The sequence below is a fragment of the Klebsiella sp. 28 genome (genome assembly GCF_018223905.1).
In the GTDB taxonomy this organism is placed as follows: domain Bacteria; phylum Pseudomonadota; class Gammaproteobacteria; order Enterobacterales; family Enterobacteriaceae; genus Klebsiella; species Klebsiella pneumoniae.
Map to the genome: position 1 here is coordinate 42,218 of NZ_JAGRQY010000064.1, position 17,699 is coordinate 59,916.

The following is a 17,699-nucleotide window of genomic DNA, read 5'->3' on the forward strand; positions in this document are numbered from 1 at the left end:
AAAAGCAAAATGAGCATATACGAGAAAACCCCTCCAGAGAGGGGTTTGATTTCAACTGGAGGCTTTACGTTCTGCGGGGGATTTAGGCATCAACCTTCCCTCCATGCCTGATTGCGTGTTTTCAGTCCATTCCGCTTAGCATTGCGCTGAATGCGCCTCAGCTCTTCCCTGGACTGCTCAGGTGTTATTTCACCTCTCAAGACGCGCTCAACAAGGTTCTTGCGCACATCCATGCTGTCAGCGATAAGACCTTGCTCCTCAAGCCTCTCAATATTAACGCGCTTATCAAGTCGAGCATCAAAACTTGAACGACCCATCACTTCACCTCCTGCGGCGCTGCTGGCAGCGGCATCCAGTGGGTTACGTTTTGCAAATTCAATCTGTCGCATGGCTCATAGCCATCAATGGTAAATCCATCATCAGAGCTATACATGGCCTCGCCATAAACCTGATCTCCATCGAAAGCGATAACTGCCTCAAACTCTATCGGCATCCGCTCGCTTACCGGAATCCATTTACCCAGCACGGTAGCGAGGTCACTGCCGGGTAGTTGCTGGGCTTTGCGTTCTGCTGGGGATTTAGGCATTACTCCTCCCTCACAATAAGTTTGTAAGCAAGGGTCGCAACGATCTTTGGCCACAACACAATGAAGAGCAGCAAGCACAGTATGTTATTCTTAATGCCAGTTGTTTCATCCACTCTTGTTATTTGCGCCAAAATCCACAAAACAAGACCGATGGAGAAATACCATTCCATCACTTCACCTCCTGCGGGGCGGCTGGCAGCGGCATCCAGTGGGTTATCTCTCCGTGGATGAATTGATTTGCCGAGAAGCCACCAAAGAAACAATTAACTTCCAGCACTCGCTTTCCATCCCAGCCAAAATACACGCCGTTGCTTTCCGGCATCCGCTCGCTTACCGGAATCCATCTATCTGCAACAGTATCGACGCTCTGTATCGAGTTGAGAGCGGGGGTATCATGCGGGGCGGCTGCGAGCTCACGAACAATGCGCTTAATGCCGTCGATACGGTCATCATCAACAGGGTCTACCGTTTCAATCCGATCAAGCATCATCAGCGCTGCGTTTGCTTTATCGTTGCATGTCCAACCATCCGGAATTACCGGAGAGTTGCCATCCCCACCCTTTTCGTTGACATCACCAGAATGGTCTACCATGTCGAGGTGTTGCTCGGGATGGTTAAACATGGCGGCACGTCGGTTTACCACCTCGATTAACGCCTCTTCGGCATCACACAGGCAATCAGCGATGCCACGGCGATCACCGTCGAAGCCATCCATATCGAGGCGTATTCGCGCAACCTTCTGCAACGCCTTCAGCACATCGTCAGGCACTACCGGCGCCGGCTGCACTGGCGGCATATCTGGACCTTTGCGAATAGCTTTTGCCAGCTCGATAGGGTCATCGTAAAGCCAGTCTCCGGTCTCAGGGTGATTGGCTTCTGCCAGTCGAGCGGCCCACTCCAGACCGTCTTTGTGTCCCTGCAGGTAGTCAAGAGGCAGTTCAACCGACTCGCTGCTGTCCATTGCGGCCAGCGCCATGCGGGCCAATGCCGAAGCCTCACCGCATTGCACATGGTCAGTCTCGATAATGTTGAGTAGTGTTTCTCGTGAAAATTCGCTCATTTCCGGTCCACCTTAATTTTGCTGAGCGCCTCAAAGTGCCTGCGCATGGTTTCCTGCACTTCTGGATGCTGCCAGTTGGTATGGATTCCGCCGTCTTCGTCGATGGTGAATTTACCGGCGTTTTCTGTGAGAACCCGCTTGAGGCGCTGTTCGGAACTTTCGATTTTGAACATCACTCAGCCTCCACCTTGATGCCAGCGGCGGCCAGCGCTACCTTTACGTCTTGGCTGTAGTTATAAACGCCATCAGACCAGACATATCTGTCCCCAGATACAATCTGCCGTAAGTCTGGCAGCTTCACGGTGCGGGCCTCCAGCCCGGCGATGCGCTGGCGCAGTGCTGTGTTATCGTCGAACAGCTCACAGATGTGGCGATTCTGCTTGCGAACGCGATTTTCGCTTTCAGTCATTTGCTGCTGCGCCTTCTCCAGCTTTTCGCTGTTAGCCTCAGCTGTTTTTCTCCACGTTGCGCAAATACGTTTCTCTGATTCCAGTGCCTCTACCAGCTCAACGTTTCGTTTTCCTTTGGCCTCAACCTGTCGATACAGCTCATCCCAACTTTTTGAGTTGTCGCGCACCAGACTTGTCACGCGCTCTTCACGTGACTTGTAATACTCCAGCGCCTCTACCAGCGCGACGGCTTCACCCTCTTTCAGCACTACTGTTTCAAAGTTTTCGAGCTGTTTTTTAATTTTGGCAATCAGCGCCAGTTCGGTGATATCAGTCATGCGGCACGCTCCTGCAATTCCCGACATTGCTTATTCAGGCTGTTAAATACATCCCGAAATATTGGGTATTCATCCTTAGAGACCTTGCTTAGATACCGATGGGCTATCATTCCCGTTTTTTCGTCGAGGACGATGCGCCCATGCTTAACGCCGGTAACAAAGAAAAATCTCGGATGCTTACGCCACTGAGTGATGCGACCGTCATTAATCGCCTGCAGCATAAAATCAGGAATATCTACAGACTCAACCAATGCGATCTTCATCTCTTCGCGTTCAATCGCATCTTTTGTGCGCTGAATGCTGCTTTCCAGGTTTCGAAGAGCGTCGCTCTGCCTATCCCATTTGTTCAATGTTGCTCGCCCGTTGCGCTTATCATTGAGAGGTTGACCATTAGCTTGCTTCACAGTGTCGAAATGGTTCTGAAGCCGCTCGTTAAATGCTTTCTCTTTTTTGGCGAGTGAAGATTGTAGAATTTCCAAACGGTTGCTCATTTGTCGGCCCCCTCACGCAGCAACTCTGCGTATTCAGAGGCAGCTCTGCTTGCTCTGGCTTTCCAGCCGGTTGTGATGTTGTTGTCTTTGATTGCCTCTTCAGCAAACACCAGAGCGAACATCTCCACCCCATCAGCCTTAATCCCGGCTACGATGCGATCGGTGGCGGGGGTGCCTGGCTTAAGTGCGTCCAGAACGGCGTGAATAACCTCTGTTTCGTTTTCAACCCATGACCACTCGGAGGTTTCATTCCAGTCATGATCCATTACTGCGGTTTCCATGAATGCATCGACTGCTTCGGATGGGATTTCCTTCTGGCTAAATACATTCTTCAGCGCTACATTCTCCGTAGCCAGCTTATCCATTTCGATGCTACGACCTTTCCAGCCCTCCCACATTGCAGCCATCATCATGAACCAGACATTCCCGCACCCCACCTTCTTCTCGTTAAAGAACCAGGTTACGAATTCAATGCTCATATCGTTTTGCAGTGCAATCTGTTCGACTTCGTTTTTCATTTTCTTACTCCCGCCAGGCACTGGTTAAACAGGTTGGTCATTGGGTTTACACCGCCAGGACGCTGGCGATACTGAACAGACGGATCGCTATCGGTTACGGCTGTTGTGTCGATCAGGGTGTAGCGGTAGTTCCTGCACTCACCCTCTCGCTTAACCTGTCCGTCACGGTGCATCTGCCACAGGGAGGAATTGACCACTGAAGAGTCAAGCCCGGTACCGCGGCGGATATCCTGAAAGCTGCAGCCAGGGTTCTGGCCGACGTAATTGATTACGGCTTGTTTGCCCGAGTTCTTTTTCATCAAAATCCACCCCGCTTGGTTGGCTTTTCCTCTTTCTCGCGCCGGCGCTGACTGGCAGCCTCCTGATCGCAGTCATAAATCGCTCCGTGACGTTGCTCGCAATAGACAACACCAGTCTCACCATGCCGGTTAAGGCGCAGGAGGAGCTCTGTGTCGCTCTGGTTTGCGTTCTCGTCGTAGGCGCCCTCCCGGTATATGGCCAGCCAGTAATCGCAGTCCTGCTCTATCTGGCCTGTGTCGCGGGAGTCGCTCGGCAGCGGTCGCTTGTTGGTTCGCTTCTCCAGATCCCGGTTGAGCTGAGTCAGGAGAACGACGACGCAATCCAGCTCCTTAGCAAGAATCTTCAGGCCTTTGGTGATCAGCCCGTAAGCAAGGTCATTTCGCTCTGCCTTATCGGCAGTCATCAGCGTCAGGTAGTCAACAAGGATCATTCCGACCTTGCCGCGTTCGCGCTTGATGCGACGTGACTCAGCCATGACATGCGCCAGTGAAATACCCGGTGTGTCATCAATCAGGAGATTGTTGGTTTCAATAAGGGCGCCCATTACACCGGTGGCCTTTTGCAGATCGCTGTTCCAGTCCCCGCGATAGCCGTAGTCATCCTTAGTCATGTCCGGGTAAAACAGGTTTGGAGAGATCCTCCCCTTCTGCGCAGTGATTTTCTCCACCATCTGCCCTTCCGGCATTTCGAGGGAGAACATAAGGGCCGGCTCGTTCTCGACCGTCGCGCAGTTGATCCCCATCTGGGTGTAGAGCGTGGTTTTACCCATCTTCGGGCGTGCGCCTATAACAAACAGGCTGCCACGCACAATGCGCTTCACACCGAGAAGTTCATCCAGAGAGCGGATCCCGGTCGACAACCCGCGGGAACGGCCATCCGGCTTGAGCCTTTCGTCGAATTCTGCTGACCAGTCAGTAACAGCGTCATAGAACGTGCGAAGCCCAGTCCGTCGCCCTGTTTTTACGTGCTCGGTTATCTCAGTGAATAATCCCTGAATTGCGTCAAACTTCTGTTCTGCCGTCATGCCGTTGCGGGCATAAAGCAACTCGATCGCCTTCGTTGTTTTCTCGATGCCGTAGCGCTCCATAGCGGTCTCACGAACACGCATCGCATATGCCACGATGTTCGCCGCGCTTGGCGTGTTCTTCGACATTTCAGCCAGGTATGCAAAGCCACCAACGGTCTCTGTCAGCCCCTTGCTTTCCAGAGCATCAAACAGGGTCAGCAGATCGACAGGCTTATGGTCGCGGTACATCTGGCGCATTTCAGCAAAAATGACCTGATGAGGGCGCGCGTAGAACGATTCTGGCTTGAGAATCGAAAGCACCTTCTGAGTACGCTCACTGTTGTCATCGTCAAGCAGGAGCCCGCCCAGCACGCTCTGCTCTGCTTCAATGCTGTGCGGAGGGGTCATGAAATCAGAGGTCATCACAGGCCCCCTCGCGCGTTTTGGCGTAGACATCGACGTTCAGGAAGTATTCCAGCGACTTGCGGCGCCAGGTTTTCCCGGTGCGCTGATCAGGGCGATTCTCAAGCATCCAGCGGCAGTTACTGGCGATGTAGCTCAGGTAAGACTCCCAGTCGGCCAGGGTAAAGCAGTGGCCATCAAGCTGACGGGTAATTTTGTTGGCTTTCTGCCAAAACGAGCGGATCAGGTTGCGGCGCTTGTCAGTGAGGATCCTGATGCCTTGTGCTTCTGGCAGAACACGGTGGTAAACCTCAACAACCTGCTCACAGCTGAGAGACGGTTTTTTCGGTTCTGATTTTTGCGATGCTGATGCACTCTCTTCTACGTCAGTAGAAGAGATATTATTTAATATATTGTTTGTGGCACTTTGTTGGCACTCTGTTGGCACAACCTCCCCGGTACGCAGCGTGGTTACTGGGTTTGCGTTGGCACTTTGTTGGCATTCTGTTGGCACAAAAAATTGCTGATAATCGTCATATTTGGTGACGGTTAAGAGTGTAAATTTCTTGTTTGCCAGGGTGGTGATCATGCCCATTTTAGCGAACTTGTTCAGCAGGTACTTAACCCTGTCAGGTGCTATTCCCGTGTCTTTCGACAGGGTATGTCGCCCGGTGATCACCTGACCGCGGGAAACCGGATACTCACCAAACTCTGTGGTTACCATCCCGTCAGCTGAATTCACCTCCATGATGAGATGGATCCACAGATGGACGGCTTCACTGTCGGTCTTGTAGAACGGCAGCTCTCTTACTTTACGGTGCAGGAATACCAACCCCTGCCCTGATGGCTGAGGTTTCTCCATGGGCTTCTGAGACCCTCTAAAATCGGATATGCGGAGAACGTTACTCACGGCCTTCCTCCTTCCGTTTCAGCTCTTCCAGGATGGCGCGCATCTTTTCGGCCACCACTGGATTTACCGAGCGAACAAAACGGTCACGAGTAACATTTTTGTGTGTTTGCGCCTGGTAAAATCTGTTGCTCTTAGGCATAATTACTCCTGTGAATTGATCCAGTTAATTCGCGTAGAAAGCCGCAGTGTTCGCGCACTGCGGCTTTCGCCTTTCTGTTCCCACTCATGCTTCAAAATCACCTTTCTCTCCCGGCCTGTTAGAAATCAGGATGGCCAGCAGCAGCGACATGTTCGGCAGCAGGCTTTCCCGCCAGCGACTCACCGTCGACTTATTCACTCCGGCCACTTTGGCGATATTTGTGGTCCCCAGTTCAGCTATCTGACTGTGTAACCAGCTTTCTATCCTGCGAGCCTCCACTTTGTTGCGTGTCGTTGAACTCTCCATCTGTGATACTTCCTCTGGTGTTGATTGGGAGGCCGCTGGTTAGGCGGCCGGAACGCCCTTCGGAGAAGGGAATAGTTTTGGAAGGTCTGGTCTAATTTGATGCGCCTGAACCTCCCCATTAGTTGCATTTACGATGCTGTTTACATGTTCAGGCGAAACCTTTGCCTTGTTGTGGAGCCACTTGTAAACCGCCTGCTGAGAAACATCGCAGGCTTCACCAAGCTTTTTCTGAGAGCCGACAATATTAATTGCGGTTTTAATGGTTGGGTTCATGACAACCTCCGTAGTAAATACAAACAAAGAATAAAACCTTAGTTGTATTTAGTCAACAACCATTTTCGTTTGCCGATATAAAACCATGGTTGTAAATTGAGAAGATGAAAACGACACTTGCAGAACGATTAAGAGAAGCCAGAAAGGCTGCCAGCATGACCCAGAAGACTCTGGGAGATGCTGTTGGAGTTAGTCAGGCTGCGATCCAGAAGATTGAAACTGGAAGGGCTGCTCAGACCACAAAATTGCTCGATATAGCCAAGGCTTTAAGGGTGAGACCTGAGTGGCTTTCTTCGGGAACTGGCGCCATGAGGGCTGATGGTGAAGATGACAAGAAGCCTTCACACATAAATCATGATGTGTTCAGGGTCGACATTTTGGATCTGGCCGTCAGTGCCGGCCCGGGCATTGTGAATCAGGAGTTCGTGGAGATCCTCCACTCGGTTGAGTATGCGCCAGCGGAAGCCCGGCACATGTTCGATGGGCGTAAGGCTGAGAACATCCGTATCATCAACGTCCGGGGTGACAGCATGTCCGGCACGATTGAGCCGGGTGATCTGCTGTTCGTCGACATCAGCGTTAAGAGCTTCGACGGCGACGGGATATACGCCTTCCTGTACGACGACACTGCTCACGTCAAGCGCCTGCAGAAGATGAAGGACAAGCTGCTGGTTATCTCAGATAACAAAAGCTATGCAGCTTGGGACCCGATCGAAAAAGACGAGATGAACCGGGTGTTCGTGTTCGGCAAGGTGATCGGCAGCATGCCGCAGACGTACAGGAAGCATGGGTAAAGCCTTAGCACGCAGAGGAAGCATGTCTGATCTGATTATCCCAATACTCATTACTTTGCTGATTATCGGACTGGTTGGGATCGTGCTCAGGCTAGATAAGATTTTCTTCAAGCGAAGGGATGAGCGGGATGACTTTGAATAAGCCAGACCGGTAGTTCGATGTGTTTTTGGTAATGCCGAAGACGTACAGGAAGCATGGGTAAGACCGTTGCCCGGTGGCTTGCAGCCAAGAAGGGCAATAAAGCTTAAGTTAGGTGCATAAACGGGGTGTTTGGGTGATTATTCTTTTAAGGACTGGTGATGGAACTCCAAAAAAATAATGATGGTACAATCCCCCATGTCATTGAAATAATTCGCCGTATCAACGAGGGGTCGACTCAGCCGTTTCTTTGTAAGTGTGATGATGGGAAACTGTATGTTTTGAAATCAAAACCTTCAATGCCGCCAAAGAATCTTGTTGCTGAGTTTGTTGCTGGTTGTTTGGCGAGTGATATCGGACTTCCGATACCAGACTTTAAAGTCGTGTTTGTTCCTGAAGAACTAATAGAATATACACCTGAATTAAAACGTGAAATTTCTACCGGTCATGCGTTTGCATCACAGTACATTGACGGCGCCGTTGCCCTAACATTTATTCAGTCAAGAAACGAGGCGATCATACCCATAGAACAGCAGAAATTAATCTATGTTTTTGATAAATGGGTATTAAATGCAGACAGAACACTTACGGATAAAGGCGGCAACGTCAATATCATTTATGATGTTGGCAACGATAAGTATTATCTAATTGACCATAATCTATCCTTTGATCAAAATGCAGAACCAGATGATTTTCTTGTTCATGTCTATGGCCCGGGTAATCGCAAGTGGCAGTATGATTTGATTGATCGCGTAGAGTACCGCCAAAAAGTTGTTGATAGTTTATGCAAAGTCCCGGAGATTTTTGGCGATGTACCAGATGACTGGGTAGTTGATGATGATTTTTTACCTTTCGTCAATGGCACCTTAGAGAAAGGCGACCGTGATGAATTTTGGAGTGCGATAGCATGACCACACCATGCCTATATAGCATTGTTAGATATGCGCCTTATGCGGAGACTGAAGAATTCGCAAACATTGGCGTAGTCATGTGCGCACCAAAAGAAAACTTCTTTGACTTTCAGATAACTAAGCGCAACGACTCTCGTGTTCGAAGCTTTTTCCATGACGATTGTATTTTCCCTGTAGCGAAAGATACTATCCAGAGAGAGTTGCAGTTTGCAAAAGCTCAGGCTAGCCAAATTGTTGGGCATCAACAACTTGCGCAGTTTTTTCGGTACTTTACCTCCAAGAAAGAGTCAATTTTCCAGTTTAGCTCCACAAGGGTGGTGCTTAGCGCTGATCCTAAGGAAGAGCTGGAACATATTTACAATAGATATGTAAACCACTCTGACTACACCAAAGAGCGCAGGGAAGATGTTTTGGCAAGAGAGATAAAGCGAAGCATCGATCGAATTGATGGGTTAAAAAACGCCTTCAAACCAGAATCTATTGATGGGTTTTATGCAAAATTCACAATGCCATTAGTTGCCAAAAAACAGAATAAAATTCAGTGTGCAATCAAACCATTGGCCTTCACGCAATCCGAGCCAGGAAAAATGATGGAGCACAGTGACACATGGGTAATGAGGATAACCCGAGCGGCAGAAGAAAACTTACTGGCAACAGAAGACATTCTGTTCACTCTTGAGGTTCCTGACTCTCCAAGCTCTGGGCAGCGAAAAGTAATTGATACAATCAAGAGAACAATGGACGCGAAGAAGATTAATCACACTTCTGCTGATAATCATAATGAAACTATTAATTTCGCGAAGAAAATACTTGCCCATCCCTGATCTAGAACTAACTAACCTAATCTAAACCCGGCCACCGCGCCGGGTTTTTACTGCCCTACTCTCCCGCAGCATCAGCACGTCCAGTGCCAGCTCCACTGCCAGATCTGGCTGGTCCCCCAGCCACAGCACCTGAATCATCTCTATCAGCGCCTCTCTTGATGGCTCGCGCCTCTCAACCAGCAGTTGCATAACCGCTATCCCGATGACCTGCGCTATCTGCGGGTGCATCTCTGCGAAAAACTCATCCTCATTCGACATGGCGCTGCCCTCTTTGGCGTTTTTTTGAGCTTACCAGCACGCTTTACAAAAATAAATAACCAATAAAAACAACCAAATAAAACCATTATAGCCATTTAAACAACTATTGTTGTTGACTATAAAACAACTATGGTTTTAAATTAACTCATCCAAACAACACCGGCAACGCCGGGGTGAAGTCAAAACGTCCCGTTAGCCGCGATAAGGCAAAGGTGAAGAGATGATCCGAGAACATGAGGTACCTGCGTGGAACAGATTCAAGGTGAAGGTGGCTCTGCTGTTGGCTTTGGTCGCATTCGTTAGCGTTCAGTGCTGGGGTGCGGTATGAGCAGAAACGGCATTCGTTCACTGGTTATCGCGCTGGCCATTGGTGTGGTTTTTTGGGCTGGTCTGGCTGTCGAAATTATGCATTTCACGGGGGTGTTCAATGGCTAACTCAATTCCTAACAGCGGACGCGCCGTGATGATGCGCAATCGCCGCACCGGCGCCGCCTGGTTGGTCAGCTTCGACTATCGCGACGGCAGCTACTGGCATGAGCCGCAGGGCAATCTGCGCCACATCCGCCGGCCATACGCTTCACGCAGTATCGAGCCGAACCTGGTACCAGCCGGGACGCATTAACAGCGCATATCAGCGCACGAATTTAACTGAGCTATCAGGCGGCTTTTATCGCGCCGGGGATTCTACAACCAAATTTCAGGAGCGAGCTATGAACGCATACCGCGCATACGACGCTATCGAAGAGCGTAAATGGGCTGAACAAACGCTGTCCGAAGAGAAGGAAAAGTGGATTGACGATCGGGCGCAGGAAATTATCGACGCGCTTCCGAAAGAGCCTTCAGGCCTGTTCCGCTTCTCTGTGCCGATGGACAAAAGCCCATACGAAGGCCTCCGCAGCGATGCAGTTGGCGAGGCATATAACAATCTCATTTCGGCAGTAGCTTACGCCCAGGCGGAATACGACTGGGATCACCGCACAGGCTGCCCGTTTTAAGGATGCATGAAATGTCTGAATCTAAAACTCACTACCGAAAAGCTTTTGACTCTCCCTATCTGAGCAGTGCCGACATTGTTGAACCTACGGTGCTGACGATCGCCCGGGCAACATTAGAAAGCGACAAAACCAAAAAAACTAAAGACGTTTTTAACACCGCTTATTTTGAGGAGCGCGAGTTACGCCCTGGCGAAAAGCTTAAGCCAATGATCCTGAATGCCACCAACAGCAAGATGCTGAAAAGCATTACCGGATCGCCATTCCTTGAGGATTGGGTCGGCGTGAAAGTCACTGTTTACGTCGATAAAAATGTCAGGTTCGGAAAGGAATCGGTTGAAGGTCTCCGCTTAAGCCCAGCGCGCGTTACAAAACCTGTGCTTTCGCCGGAAAAAACGCAGGCATGGAATAACGCTAAGGCCGCCTTCAAGCGCGATGGCAACCTGGATGCAGTGCTGGCGAGAATGGACATTTCTCCAGAGCATCGCCGCCAACTGGAACAGGAGTGCTCAGCATGATCTGGCATGACGTCGAGCAAAACGGGGAAGAGTGGGATGCTCTTCGCCTGGGGAAGGCTACCGCTTCAAACTTCGGCTTGATTATGGCTAACGATGGCAAGGCGTTTGGTGAGCCAGCCAAGCGTTATGCGCTTCAGTTAGCTCTTGAGCAGATTAAAGGGTGCAAGTCTGAGTTTGGCTTCACAAACGACCATATGGAGCGCGGCCACGAACAGGAGCCAATCGCTCGCATGCTGTACGAAGAGATGAACTTCGTCGACGTGGATAACGGCGGTTTCTTTGATCACGAGACGTATGGGGATAGTCCAGACGGACTCGTAGGCCGGGATGGGTTGATTGAGATTAAGTCGGTAATTGCCGCTACTCACTACGCCACCCTCACCCGCGGCGCCTTCGATCCGGCATACAGATGGCAACTAATCGGCCACCTTGATTGCTCTGGCCGGGATTGGGTTGACTTCATCAGCTACTGCTCTGATTTCCCTGACGGGAAGCAACTCATTGTTTATCGCCTTACGGCCGCTGAGTGTCAATCAGAGATAGGCCGCCTTCGCGCGAGAAGGAATGAGTTCCTGTCCCTTGTGGCAGAGACTAAGCGAATGATACTGGAGCTCGAATGAAACATTACCGCGACGCCATAACCGTAGGAAAAGTGAAGTGTATGTACTCCGTCCTTCATCGTGGCTGGCTAATGCCATCTGGTGAAGTGGTAAGAAACCCGTTAAAGGTTCAGCGACTGGCTGAAGAGCTGGACACGAAAAGAGGTGCGCAATGACTGACTATGGCGGATCGAAAACTCCAAAAAATGAACGTGACTACTGGCAAACGCCGATTGAAATTTTCAACGCGCTCGACCGCGAGTTTGGCTTCTGGCTGGATGCTGCAGCCTCTGAGAGTAATGCGCTATGCGCTCACTATCTCACTGAGCTGGATGACTCGCTGAACAGCGAATGGACGTCATGCGGCGCGATATGGTGTAACCCGCCATATTCCGATATCGGTCCATGGGTGGAAAAAGCTGCTGAGCAATCCCGGGCGCAGTCTCAGGCCGTAGTGATGTTGCTACCGGCTGACATCTCTACTGGCTGGTTTATTTCAGCCATGCAATCAGCTGATGAACTCAGGCTGATAACGGGTGGTCGTGTTCAGTTTGTTCCTGCATCCGTTACAGGAAAGCGCCAGAGCAACCCAAAAGGCTCGCTCCTGTTTATCTGGCGCCCGTACATCACCCCGCGACACATCATCACGACCGTATCGCTGGCTGAGTTAAAGCGGATCGGGACTCTGGAGGCAGCATGAGCGCGGCAGCTTACTACAACGAGATCGACCCATTCGCGGCGCAGTGGCTGCGTAACCTCATAGCCGCCGGGCATATCGCCCCGGGCGAAGTTGACGAACGGAGTATTGAAGATGTCACACCTGACGACCTCAGAGGATTTACCCAGTGCCACTTTTTCGCCGGTATCGGCGTCTGGTCCCATTCCCTCCGCCTCGCCGGATGGCCTGACGATCGCCAGGTCTGGACTGGCTCCTGCCCGTGCCAGCCTTTCAGCGCGGCAGGCAAAGGAGATGGGTTTGCTGACGAGCGGCACCTTTGGCCCCACTTCTTCCACCTCATCAGCGAGCGCAGACCTCAGCATGTCTTTGGCGAACAGGTTGCAGCAGGTAACGCAAACGCATGGTTCGACCTTGTACAAGCGGACCTGGAAGGAATGGGATACGCCTTCGGGCTTGTGCCGTTTACGTCAGCGGGCATCGGCGCGCCGCACATCAGAGAGCGGGCCTACTGGGTGGCCAACGCCTACAGCGTCATCAGTGACCGGCGCGGGAACGACCGGGCGCCAGGGAGGGATGAACATTCAAACGGCTGCGATGATGACCGGCTGGCCGACTCCAACCACGATCGACAACAACCAGGTCAGGGGGCTGGGTGCCGCTGCCAATTCGCCGAACAGGGGATCGACATTGGGAGGGGCGGCGAGAATGGCGGGCTGGGTAACGCCAACGTCGCGCGACTGGAAAGACTCGGTGGGAATGACTGCGCAGCGGGACGGGAAGGAACGACTGGACCAGCTGCCGCGCCAGGCGTTCATGACGGGATGGCCAACACCGACAACGAGCAACACTCGATCGCCATCAGTGGATGCGGCCATGAACATGTATCGACAGGACGGGAGCAAGACCCAGCAGCGTCTGCAGGACTTCGCGGGGATCACCGGCCCCTTGAGGTTAACGGTTTTTGGCGAGATGCGGACTGGCTCTTATGTCGAGATGGAAAATGGCGTCCAGTTGAACCCGGCACATTCCCGCTGGTTGATGGGACTGCCGCACGCATGGGACGAGTCGAGCCCGGGGTGGCAAGAGTGGCAAGCAGCAACCGCGTCGGCCGCCTGAAGGGTTACGGAAACGCCATAAACGCACAAGCAGCTGCGGATTTCATTCGCGCTTATATGGGGGTCGCATGACGCCAGAAGAAAAAGAAAACGCTCTCCGCGCCCAGGCTCGTCGCTGCGCAGAAGAGATAACCAAAGCGATGAGCGTAAAGCCTAAACCGAAATGGAACGCTGTATGCCCCCCCCATCCTTCGCAAGCACTACGAGAAGGTAAAGCCGATGGGTGTCAGCCTGGTGAAATTTGTCAGTGTTATTGGCCGCATGAATGGGCGGTATGGAGTGGAATCATGAGCAAAAACCTACACATCGAACTCGGTGATAAATACGTCGTCACAGGGTCAACGCATGACCTCATCCTGAACGAGAAACGCATCATTAAGGATGGTAAGAACGCCGGTCAGAAAACACTGGTTCGACTCGGCTACTACAGCAAGTTTGAGCACCTGGTGAAAGAACTTTGCCATCGTGAAATTCTGCAATCAGAAGCGCAGTCACTGGAAGAATTACGCGACTACATCTTTGCGCTCGGCGAGAAGCTGAGTAAGGCAGTCGAGTTATGAGCTTCTTCGAAATTGACTCACGATTTTTGATTGATACCGCATTTCACCGTCTGGAAATCATCCGTGACGATGGGCTGTATCGCCACCTGCGCATGCAGCAGCCGGGAACATCTTGCTACTACTACGACGTTATCACATGGCCTGGTTACTTGACCGTAACCGGCGACATGGGAACCTGGACATTCAGCCGCATCGCGGACATGTTCGACTTTTTTGGCGCCTGGGAGGGTGGAATCAATACCCATTATTGGGCTGAAAAGCTGGAGGCTGGCGCGGGATGTTCGGCACGAGAAATGCTGGCAAAAGAGTATGACCACGACGCGTTCTGCAAAAGCCTGAAAGAGTCTCTGAGTGATTACCTGGAGGACGACGAAAGCGAGGAGCCAGAAGAAGATGACGACTGGGACGACGATGACGACACACCAGATAGCGACAAAGCAATGGTGCGCGAAATCGTCCGCGGCTTGTGCCTGGAGGGTTTCAACAATGAATGGGAGGCTTATCAGGCTGTTTATGATGCTGATTGGCCAGCTGGCTGGAGCGCTTGGGATGTCTGCGAAGGACTGACATTTAAAACGTATACCAGCCATTTCCGATGGATTCTGTTCGCCATCACATGGGCAATCAGCAAATACCACAACGCGAAGATTGTTGATAAAGCGATGGCTACGTTTTTGGCCGTTAAGGGAGTTTCAGCATGAGCGCAGAAATCATCGATCAGGCCAACGAGTTAGCGGAACTCCAGCGGGATGCCGCCATTGCGAAATGTCGCATCAACCATGCGGCAGTTTCGGCTACTCACTGCCGCGACTGCGGGGAAGAGATACCCGAGCGGCGCCGGGAACTGGTGGCAGGATGCCAGCGCTGTGCTGATTGTCAGGAAGACGAGGAATTACGCGGTAAGCATCGGAGGTGATATGGCATCTGACAAACCGATAACAGCACAGCAGGCCGCCGATTTGCTCATCGTGTCGGCGCGGGTGATCTACCGCCTGATTGAGTCTGGGGAGCTCGCCGGCCGCAAGGTCGGCAACAAGTACAGAACGACCGAGGCTGCGTGTATTGCATATTTGAAAACCCCGCGCGATCCTGTCATCGCGAACGCGGGTGAACATAAAGGAGAAGTTTTATGTCAATCACCCTCAGGGGCGGCGTGTGGCACTGTCATTTCTTTACGCCGTCAGGAAAAAGAGTTAGGCGATCTCTTGGCACGGGGGACAAAAAGCAGGCTCAGGAGCTCCACGACAAGCTGAAGGCGGAAGCGTGGCGGGTTGACCAGATCGGAGACCTTCCCGTCAGAACCTTCGAAGAGTGCTGCATCCGGTGGCTGCGGGAAAAAGACCATAAGCGATCGCTGGATGATGACAAAACCAAAATTGAGTTTTGGCTGCAGCATTTTTCCGGCCGTGATGTCTCGAAGATAACGGCGGAGGAAGTTCATGAAGCCGTTAACGGGATGATCAACCGTAAGCACCTGCAGGTGTGGGAGAGTAAACGTGATGCCGCGTTGAGGAAAGGTAAGCCGATACCGGAGTACAAACCACGGCAGGTTTCTCAGGCTACGAAGGCACAACACCTTTCCTTCATTCGTTCCCTTCTCAGGGCCGCGGCGAATGACTGGGGCTGGATTAAAACAGCTCCTGTTATCAAAACCCGCAAGCCGATCAGTAAGCGGATACGATGGCTGACCAAAGAAGAAGCTGAGCGGTTGATCGAGTGCATGCCGGAGAGCATTAAGCCAGTGGTGATATTTGCACTGGCAACCGGCCTGCGCCGCTCAAACATCATCGGGCTTGAGTGGCAGCAGGTCGATATGCAGAGAAAGGTTGCATGGGTAAATCCGGAGAACGCAAAAGCGGGCAAGGCGATTGGCGTAGCTCTGAATGATACCGCATGCAGGGTATTAAGGGATCAGATAGGGAAGCACTCCCGGTGGGTGTTCGTTCACACCACGGCAAAGCATCGCCCTGATGGAACACTAACTCCCGCGGTTAGAAAAATGCGGGTGGATGACAATAACGCCTGGCGCGCCGGGTTGAAAAAAGCGGGGATCGAGGATTTCCGTTTTCACGATCTCCGGCACACCTGGGCGAGCTGGCTGATCCAGTCCGGTGTCCCGCTTTCTGTTTTGCAGGAAATGGGAGGATGGGAGAGCATCGAGATGGTGCGTCGTTATGCTCACCTGGCACCGAACCACCTGACCGAACATGCACGGAAAATTGACGCCATTTTTGGCGCTAGCGACACAAATACGACACAAGGAGGAAATCAGGCTGGTTTGAAACTTGCGTAAGTGCTTGTTTCTTAATGGCACGCCCTACAGGATTCGAACCTGTGACCTACGGCTTAGAAGGCCGTTGCTCTATCCAGCTGAGCTAAGGGCGCCCTGAGAAGCAAGTGCTTCGCGGAGTGAAACGCGTGGAATTATACGGTCCACGTCGGTCGAGTCAATCCATTTTGCCAGGAAACTGCGGGGCTTATACGACGCTGGCGAAATATCCCCCACCAACTGTACAAGAAGCATACCGCCGGGGCTAATGCGCGCGTAAATCGACTCAGTGGCCAGGCGCAACGCACCAATAACCATGCAATAACCATGGTCATAACAGGCTAAATTAGCCTCAGACAGGATAAAACAGCAAACGAGGACTGACAGCGAGGCCCGCTTCTGACAAAATATCCTCATCCCCCTTTCGTAAAGATACAGATGGAATCCTCTCTCTGATGGCAGCAAAAATTATTGACGGTAAAACGATTGCGCAGCAGGTACGCTCTGAGGTTGCGGAAAAAGTGAAGGCTCGCGTTGCGGCCGGAAAACGCGCCCCTGGGCTGGCCGTCGTGCTGGTCGGCAGCAACCCTGCCTCGCAGATTTATGTCGGCAGCAAGCGCAAAGCATGTGAAGAAGTGGGCTTCGTCTCCCGCTCTTACGATCTCCCGGAAACCACCAGCGAAGCCGAGCTGCTGGAGCTTATCGACACTCTGAATGCCGATAAGACCATCGACGGTATTCTGGTTCAGCTGCCCCTGCCGGCAGGGATCGATAACGTCAAAGTTCTCGAGCGCATCGCGCCGGATAAAGACGTCGACGGCTTCCATCCTTACAACGTTGGCCGCCTGTGCCAGCGCGCGCCGCGCCTGCGTCCGTGCACTCCGCGCGGTATCGTGACCTTGCTGGAACGCTACAATATCGACACCTACGGCCTCAATGCGGTGGTCATTGGCGCCTCCAATATCGTCGGTCGCCCGATGAGCATGGAGCTGCTGCTGGCCGGCTGCACCACCACCGTCACCCACCGCTTTACCAAAAACCTGCGCCATCATGTCGAAAACGCCGACCTGCTGATCGTCGCGGTGGGCAAACCGGGCTTTATTCCTGGCGAGTGGATTAAAGAAGGGGCGATTGTGGTCGATGTCGGCATCAACCGTCTGGAAAGCGGCAAAGTGGTCGGCGACGTGGTGTATGAAGATGCCGCCGAACGCGCGTCCTACATCACCCCGGTTCCCGGCGGCGTTGGCCCGATGACCGTCGCCACCCTGATCCAGAACACGCTGCAGGCGTGCGAAGAGTATCACGACGTTGAGGAGGCCTGAG

At 52.2% G+C, this 17,699-nt stretch carries 30 protein-coding genes, 1 tRNA gene and 5 pseudogenes; 20 read left to right on the plus strand and 16 right to left on the minus strand.

Going from position 1 to position 17,699, the window contains the following annotated elements; all coding sequences use genetic code 11:
• Positions 1-89 precede the first annotated feature (89 nt).
• From KHQ28_RS11760 to KHQ28_RS11825, 14 genes and pseudogenes are all read right to left on the minus strand, one after another.
• Positions 90-320, minus strand: coding sequence for a hypothetical protein (locus KHQ28_RS11760; RefSeq protein ID WP_198046903.1), 231 nt, complete (start codon positions 318-320; stop codon positions 90-92).
• Positions 317-547, minus strand: a pseudogene (locus KHQ28_RS11765) (DUF551 domain-containing protein); the annotation flags it as partial. The gene KHQ28_RS11760 and the pseudogene KHQ28_RS11765, both read right to left, overlap by 4 nt.
• A 38-nt stretch (positions 548-585) precedes the next feature.
• Positions 586-756, minus strand: a complete 171-nt coding sequence (locus KHQ28_RS11770; protein ID WP_164486760.1) for a hypothetical protein — start codon at positions 754-756, stop codon at positions 586-588.
• A complete protein-coding gene (locus KHQ28_RS11775) occupies positions 756-1,646 on the minus strand; it encodes a DUF551 domain-containing protein (RefSeq protein WP_064147861.1) in 891 nt (296 codons plus the stop codon). Before KHQ28_RS11775 ends, KHQ28_RS11770 begins: the two co-directional genes overlap by 1 nt.
• On the minus strand, positions 1,643-1,819 hold the full coding sequence (locus KHQ28_RS11780; RefSeq protein WP_020804655.1) for a hypothetical protein: 177 nt from the start codon (positions 1,817-1,819) through the stop codon (positions 1,643-1,645). The genes KHQ28_RS11775 and KHQ28_RS11780 overlap by 4 nt, the downstream gene beginning before the upstream one ends.
• A pseudogene (locus KHQ28_RS11785) lies at positions 1,819-2,283 on the minus strand (ead/Ea22-like family protein); the annotation flags it as partial. The gene KHQ28_RS11780 and the pseudogene KHQ28_RS11785, both read right to left, overlap by 1 nt.
• Before the next feature lie 86 nt (positions 2,284-2,369).
• Entirely contained in the window at positions 2,370-2,864 is a 495-nt protein-coding gene (locus KHQ28_RS11790) for a hypothetical protein (protein ID WP_064147860.1), read from the minus strand.
• A complete protein-coding gene (locus KHQ28_RS29195; RefSeq protein WP_227509742.1) occupies positions 2,861-3,382 on the minus strand; it encodes a hypothetical protein in 522 nt (173 codons plus the stop codon). The genes KHQ28_RS11790 and KHQ28_RS29195 overlap by 4 nt, the downstream gene beginning before the upstream one ends.
• Positions 3,379-3,681 carry a helix-turn-helix domain-containing protein gene (locus KHQ28_RS11800; RefSeq protein ID WP_064147859.1) on the minus strand — a complete coding sequence of 101 codons (303 nt, stop codon included), beginning with the start codon at positions 3,679-3,681 and terminating at the stop codon, positions 3,379-3,381. The genes KHQ28_RS29195 and KHQ28_RS11800 overlap by 4 nt, the downstream gene beginning before the upstream one ends.
• Positions 3,681-5,096, minus strand: coding sequence for a DnaB-like helicase C-terminal domain-containing protein (locus KHQ28_RS11805; RefSeq protein ID WP_074181083.1), 1,416 nt, complete (start codon positions 5,094-5,096; stop codon positions 3,681-3,683). The genes KHQ28_RS11800 and KHQ28_RS11805 overlap by 1 nt, the downstream gene beginning before the upstream one ends.
• Before the next feature lie 4 nt (positions 5,097-5,100).
• Positions 5,101-5,952: a DNA replication protein gene (locus KHQ28_RS11810; protein WP_074181084.1), complete on the minus strand. Its 852-nt coding sequence runs from the start codon at positions 5,950-5,952 to the stop codon at positions 5,101-5,103.
• A 40-nt stretch (positions 5,953-5,992) separates the two neighbouring features.
• On the minus strand, positions 5,993-6,139 hold the full coding sequence (locus tag KHQ28_RS11815) for a hypothetical protein (RefSeq protein WP_004194002.1): 147 nt from the start codon (positions 6,137-6,139) through the stop codon (positions 5,993-5,995).
• Positions 6,140-6,223: 84 nt separating this feature from the next.
• Positions 6,224-6,445, minus strand: a complete 222-nt coding sequence (locus KHQ28_RS11820) for a CII family transcriptional regulator (RefSeq protein ID WP_001548453.1) — start codon at positions 6,443-6,445, stop codon at positions 6,224-6,226.
• 39 nt (positions 6,446-6,484) lie between these two features.
• Entirely contained in the window at positions 6,485-6,718 is a 234-nt protein-coding gene (locus tag KHQ28_RS11825; RefSeq protein WP_004178811.1) for a helix-turn-helix domain-containing protein, read from the minus strand.
• Positions 6,719-6,822: 104 nt separating this feature from the next.
• Here KHQ28_RS11825 and KHQ28_RS29200 point away from each other — a divergent pair.
• From KHQ28_RS29200 to KHQ28_RS11840, 4 genes and pseudogenes are all read left to right on the plus strand, one after another.
• Positions 6,823-6,996, plus strand: a pseudogene (locus KHQ28_RS29200) (helix-turn-helix transcriptional regulator); the annotation flags it as partial.
• Between the two features lie 30 nt (positions 6,997-7,026).
• Positions 7,027-7,512, plus strand: coding sequence for a S24 family peptidase (locus tag KHQ28_RS29205; protein ID WP_004178809.1), 486 nt, complete (start codon positions 7,027-7,029; stop codon positions 7,510-7,512).
• 300 nt (positions 7,513-7,812) lie between these two features.
• A complete protein-coding gene (locus KHQ28_RS11835) occupies positions 7,813-8,562 on the plus strand; it encodes a HipA family kinase (RefSeq protein ID WP_032420809.1) in 750 nt (249 codons plus the stop codon).
• Positions 8,559-9,386, plus strand: a complete 828-nt coding sequence (locus KHQ28_RS11840; protein WP_064147857.1) for a DUF3037 domain-containing protein — start codon at positions 8,559-8,561, stop codon at positions 9,384-9,386. Before KHQ28_RS11835 ends, KHQ28_RS11840 begins: the two co-directional genes overlap by 4 nt.
• Before the next feature lie 21 nt (positions 9,387-9,407).
• Here the strand turns inward: KHQ28_RS11840 and KHQ28_RS11845 are convergent, their stop codons facing one another.
• On the minus strand, positions 9,408-9,644 hold the full coding sequence (locus tag KHQ28_RS11845; protein WP_064147856.1) for a hypothetical protein: 237 nt from the start codon (positions 9,642-9,644) through the stop codon (positions 9,408-9,410).
• Positions 9,645-9,968: 324 nt separating this feature from the next.
• Here KHQ28_RS11845 and KHQ28_RS29210 point away from each other — a divergent pair, with 324 nt between their 5' ends.
• From KHQ28_RS29210 to KHQ28_RS29220, 15 genes and pseudogenes are all read left to right on the plus strand, one after another.
• A complete protein-coding gene (locus tag KHQ28_RS29210; protein ID WP_019725102.1) occupies positions 9,969-10,079 on the plus strand; it encodes a hypothetical protein in 111 nt (36 codons plus the stop codon).
• Entirely contained in the window at positions 10,072-10,266 is a 195-nt protein-coding gene (locus KHQ28_RS11850; RefSeq protein WP_032717012.1) for a hypothetical protein, read from the plus strand. Before KHQ28_RS29210 ends, KHQ28_RS11850 begins: the two co-directional genes overlap by 8 nt.
• 88 nt (positions 10,267-10,354) lie before the next feature.
• Positions 10,355-10,639, plus strand: coding sequence for a host nuclease inhibitor GamL (gamL, locus tag KHQ28_RS11855; RefSeq protein ID WP_064147855.1), 285 nt, complete (start codon positions 10,355-10,357; stop codon positions 10,637-10,639).
• 11 nt (positions 10,640-10,650) lie between these two features.
• Positions 10,651-10,849: pseudogene (locus KHQ28_RS11860) on the plus strand (hypothetical protein).
• The gene (locus tag KHQ28_RS11865) at positions 10,846-11,154 is read left to right on the plus strand and encodes a hypothetical protein (protein WP_074181085.1); all 309 of its coding nucleotides are present in this window, start codon (positions 10,846-10,848) and stop codon (positions 11,152-11,154) included. The pseudogene KHQ28_RS11860 and the gene KHQ28_RS11865 overlap by 4 nt, the downstream one beginning before the upstream one ends.
• Positions 11,151-11,774 (plus strand): lambda exonuclease family protein, encoded by a 624-nt coding sequence (locus KHQ28_RS11870; protein WP_064147853.1) that lies wholly within the window; start codon positions 11,151-11,153, stop codon positions 11,772-11,774. Before KHQ28_RS11865 ends, KHQ28_RS11870 begins: the two co-directional genes overlap by 4 nt.
• Positions 11,771-11,929 (plus strand): DUF1317 family protein, encoded by a 159-nt coding sequence (locus KHQ28_RS11875; RefSeq protein ID WP_016529279.1) that lies wholly within the window; start codon positions 11,771-11,773, stop codon positions 11,927-11,929. Before KHQ28_RS11870 ends, KHQ28_RS11875 begins: the two co-directional genes overlap by 4 nt.
• Positions 11,926-12,453, plus strand: a complete 528-nt coding sequence (locus KHQ28_RS11880; protein WP_064147852.1) for a phage N-6-adenine-methyltransferase — start codon at positions 11,926-11,928, stop codon at positions 12,451-12,453. The genes KHQ28_RS11875 and KHQ28_RS11880 overlap by 4 nt, the downstream gene beginning before the upstream one ends.
• Positions 12,450-13,619, plus strand: coding sequence for a DNA cytosine methyltransferase (locus KHQ28_RS11885; protein WP_064147851.1), 1,170 nt, complete (start codon positions 12,450-12,452; stop codon positions 13,617-13,619). The genes KHQ28_RS11880 and KHQ28_RS11885 overlap by 4 nt, the downstream gene beginning before the upstream one ends.
• Positions 13,616-13,838: pseudogene (locus KHQ28_RS11890) on the plus strand (hypothetical protein). The gene KHQ28_RS11885 and the pseudogene KHQ28_RS11890 overlap by 4 nt, the downstream one beginning before the upstream one ends.
• Entirely contained in the window at positions 13,835-14,107 is a 273-nt protein-coding gene (locus tag KHQ28_RS11895; protein WP_064147850.1) for a hypothetical protein, read from the plus strand. The pseudogene KHQ28_RS11890 and the gene KHQ28_RS11895 overlap by 4 nt, the downstream one beginning before the upstream one ends.
• A complete protein-coding gene (locus tag KHQ28_RS11900; RefSeq protein ID WP_064147849.1) occupies positions 14,104-14,808 on the plus strand; it encodes a hypothetical protein in 705 nt (234 codons plus the stop codon). Before KHQ28_RS11895 ends, KHQ28_RS11900 begins: the two co-directional genes overlap by 4 nt.
• Positions 14,805-15,023, plus strand: a complete 219-nt coding sequence (locus KHQ28_RS11905) for a TraR/DksA family transcriptional regulator (RefSeq protein ID WP_064147848.1) — start codon at positions 14,805-14,807, stop codon at positions 15,021-15,023. The genes KHQ28_RS11900 and KHQ28_RS11905 overlap by 4 nt, the downstream gene beginning before the upstream one ends.
• A 1-nt stretch (position 15,024) precedes the next feature.
• Positions 15,025-15,360: a helix-turn-helix domain-containing protein gene (locus KHQ28_RS29595; RefSeq protein WP_004151317.1), complete on the plus strand. Its 336-nt coding sequence runs from the start codon at positions 15,025-15,027 to the stop codon at positions 15,358-15,360.
• A complete protein-coding gene (locus KHQ28_RS29220) occupies positions 15,243-16,400 on the plus strand; it encodes a site-specific integrase (RefSeq protein WP_223429202.1) in 1,158 nt (385 codons plus the stop codon). Before KHQ28_RS29595 ends, KHQ28_RS29220 begins: the two co-directional genes overlap by 118 nt.
• A gap of 15 nt (positions 16,401-16,415) precedes the next feature.
• Here the strand turns inward: KHQ28_RS29220 and KHQ28_RS11915 are convergent.
• Positions 16,416-16,492 (minus strand) — tRNA-Arg (locus KHQ28_RS11915).
• A 339-nt stretch (positions 16,493-16,831) separates the two neighbouring features.
• Here KHQ28_RS11915 and folD point away from each other — a divergent pair.
• Positions 16,832-17,698, plus strand: a complete 867-nt coding sequence (folD, locus tag KHQ28_RS11920) for a bifunctional methylenetetrahydrofolate dehydrogenase/methenyltetrahydrofolate cyclohydrolase FolD (RefSeq protein WP_004143017.1) — start codon at positions 16,832-16,834, stop codon at positions 17,696-17,698.
• The last annotated feature ends 1 nt before the right edge of the window (position 17,699 follow it).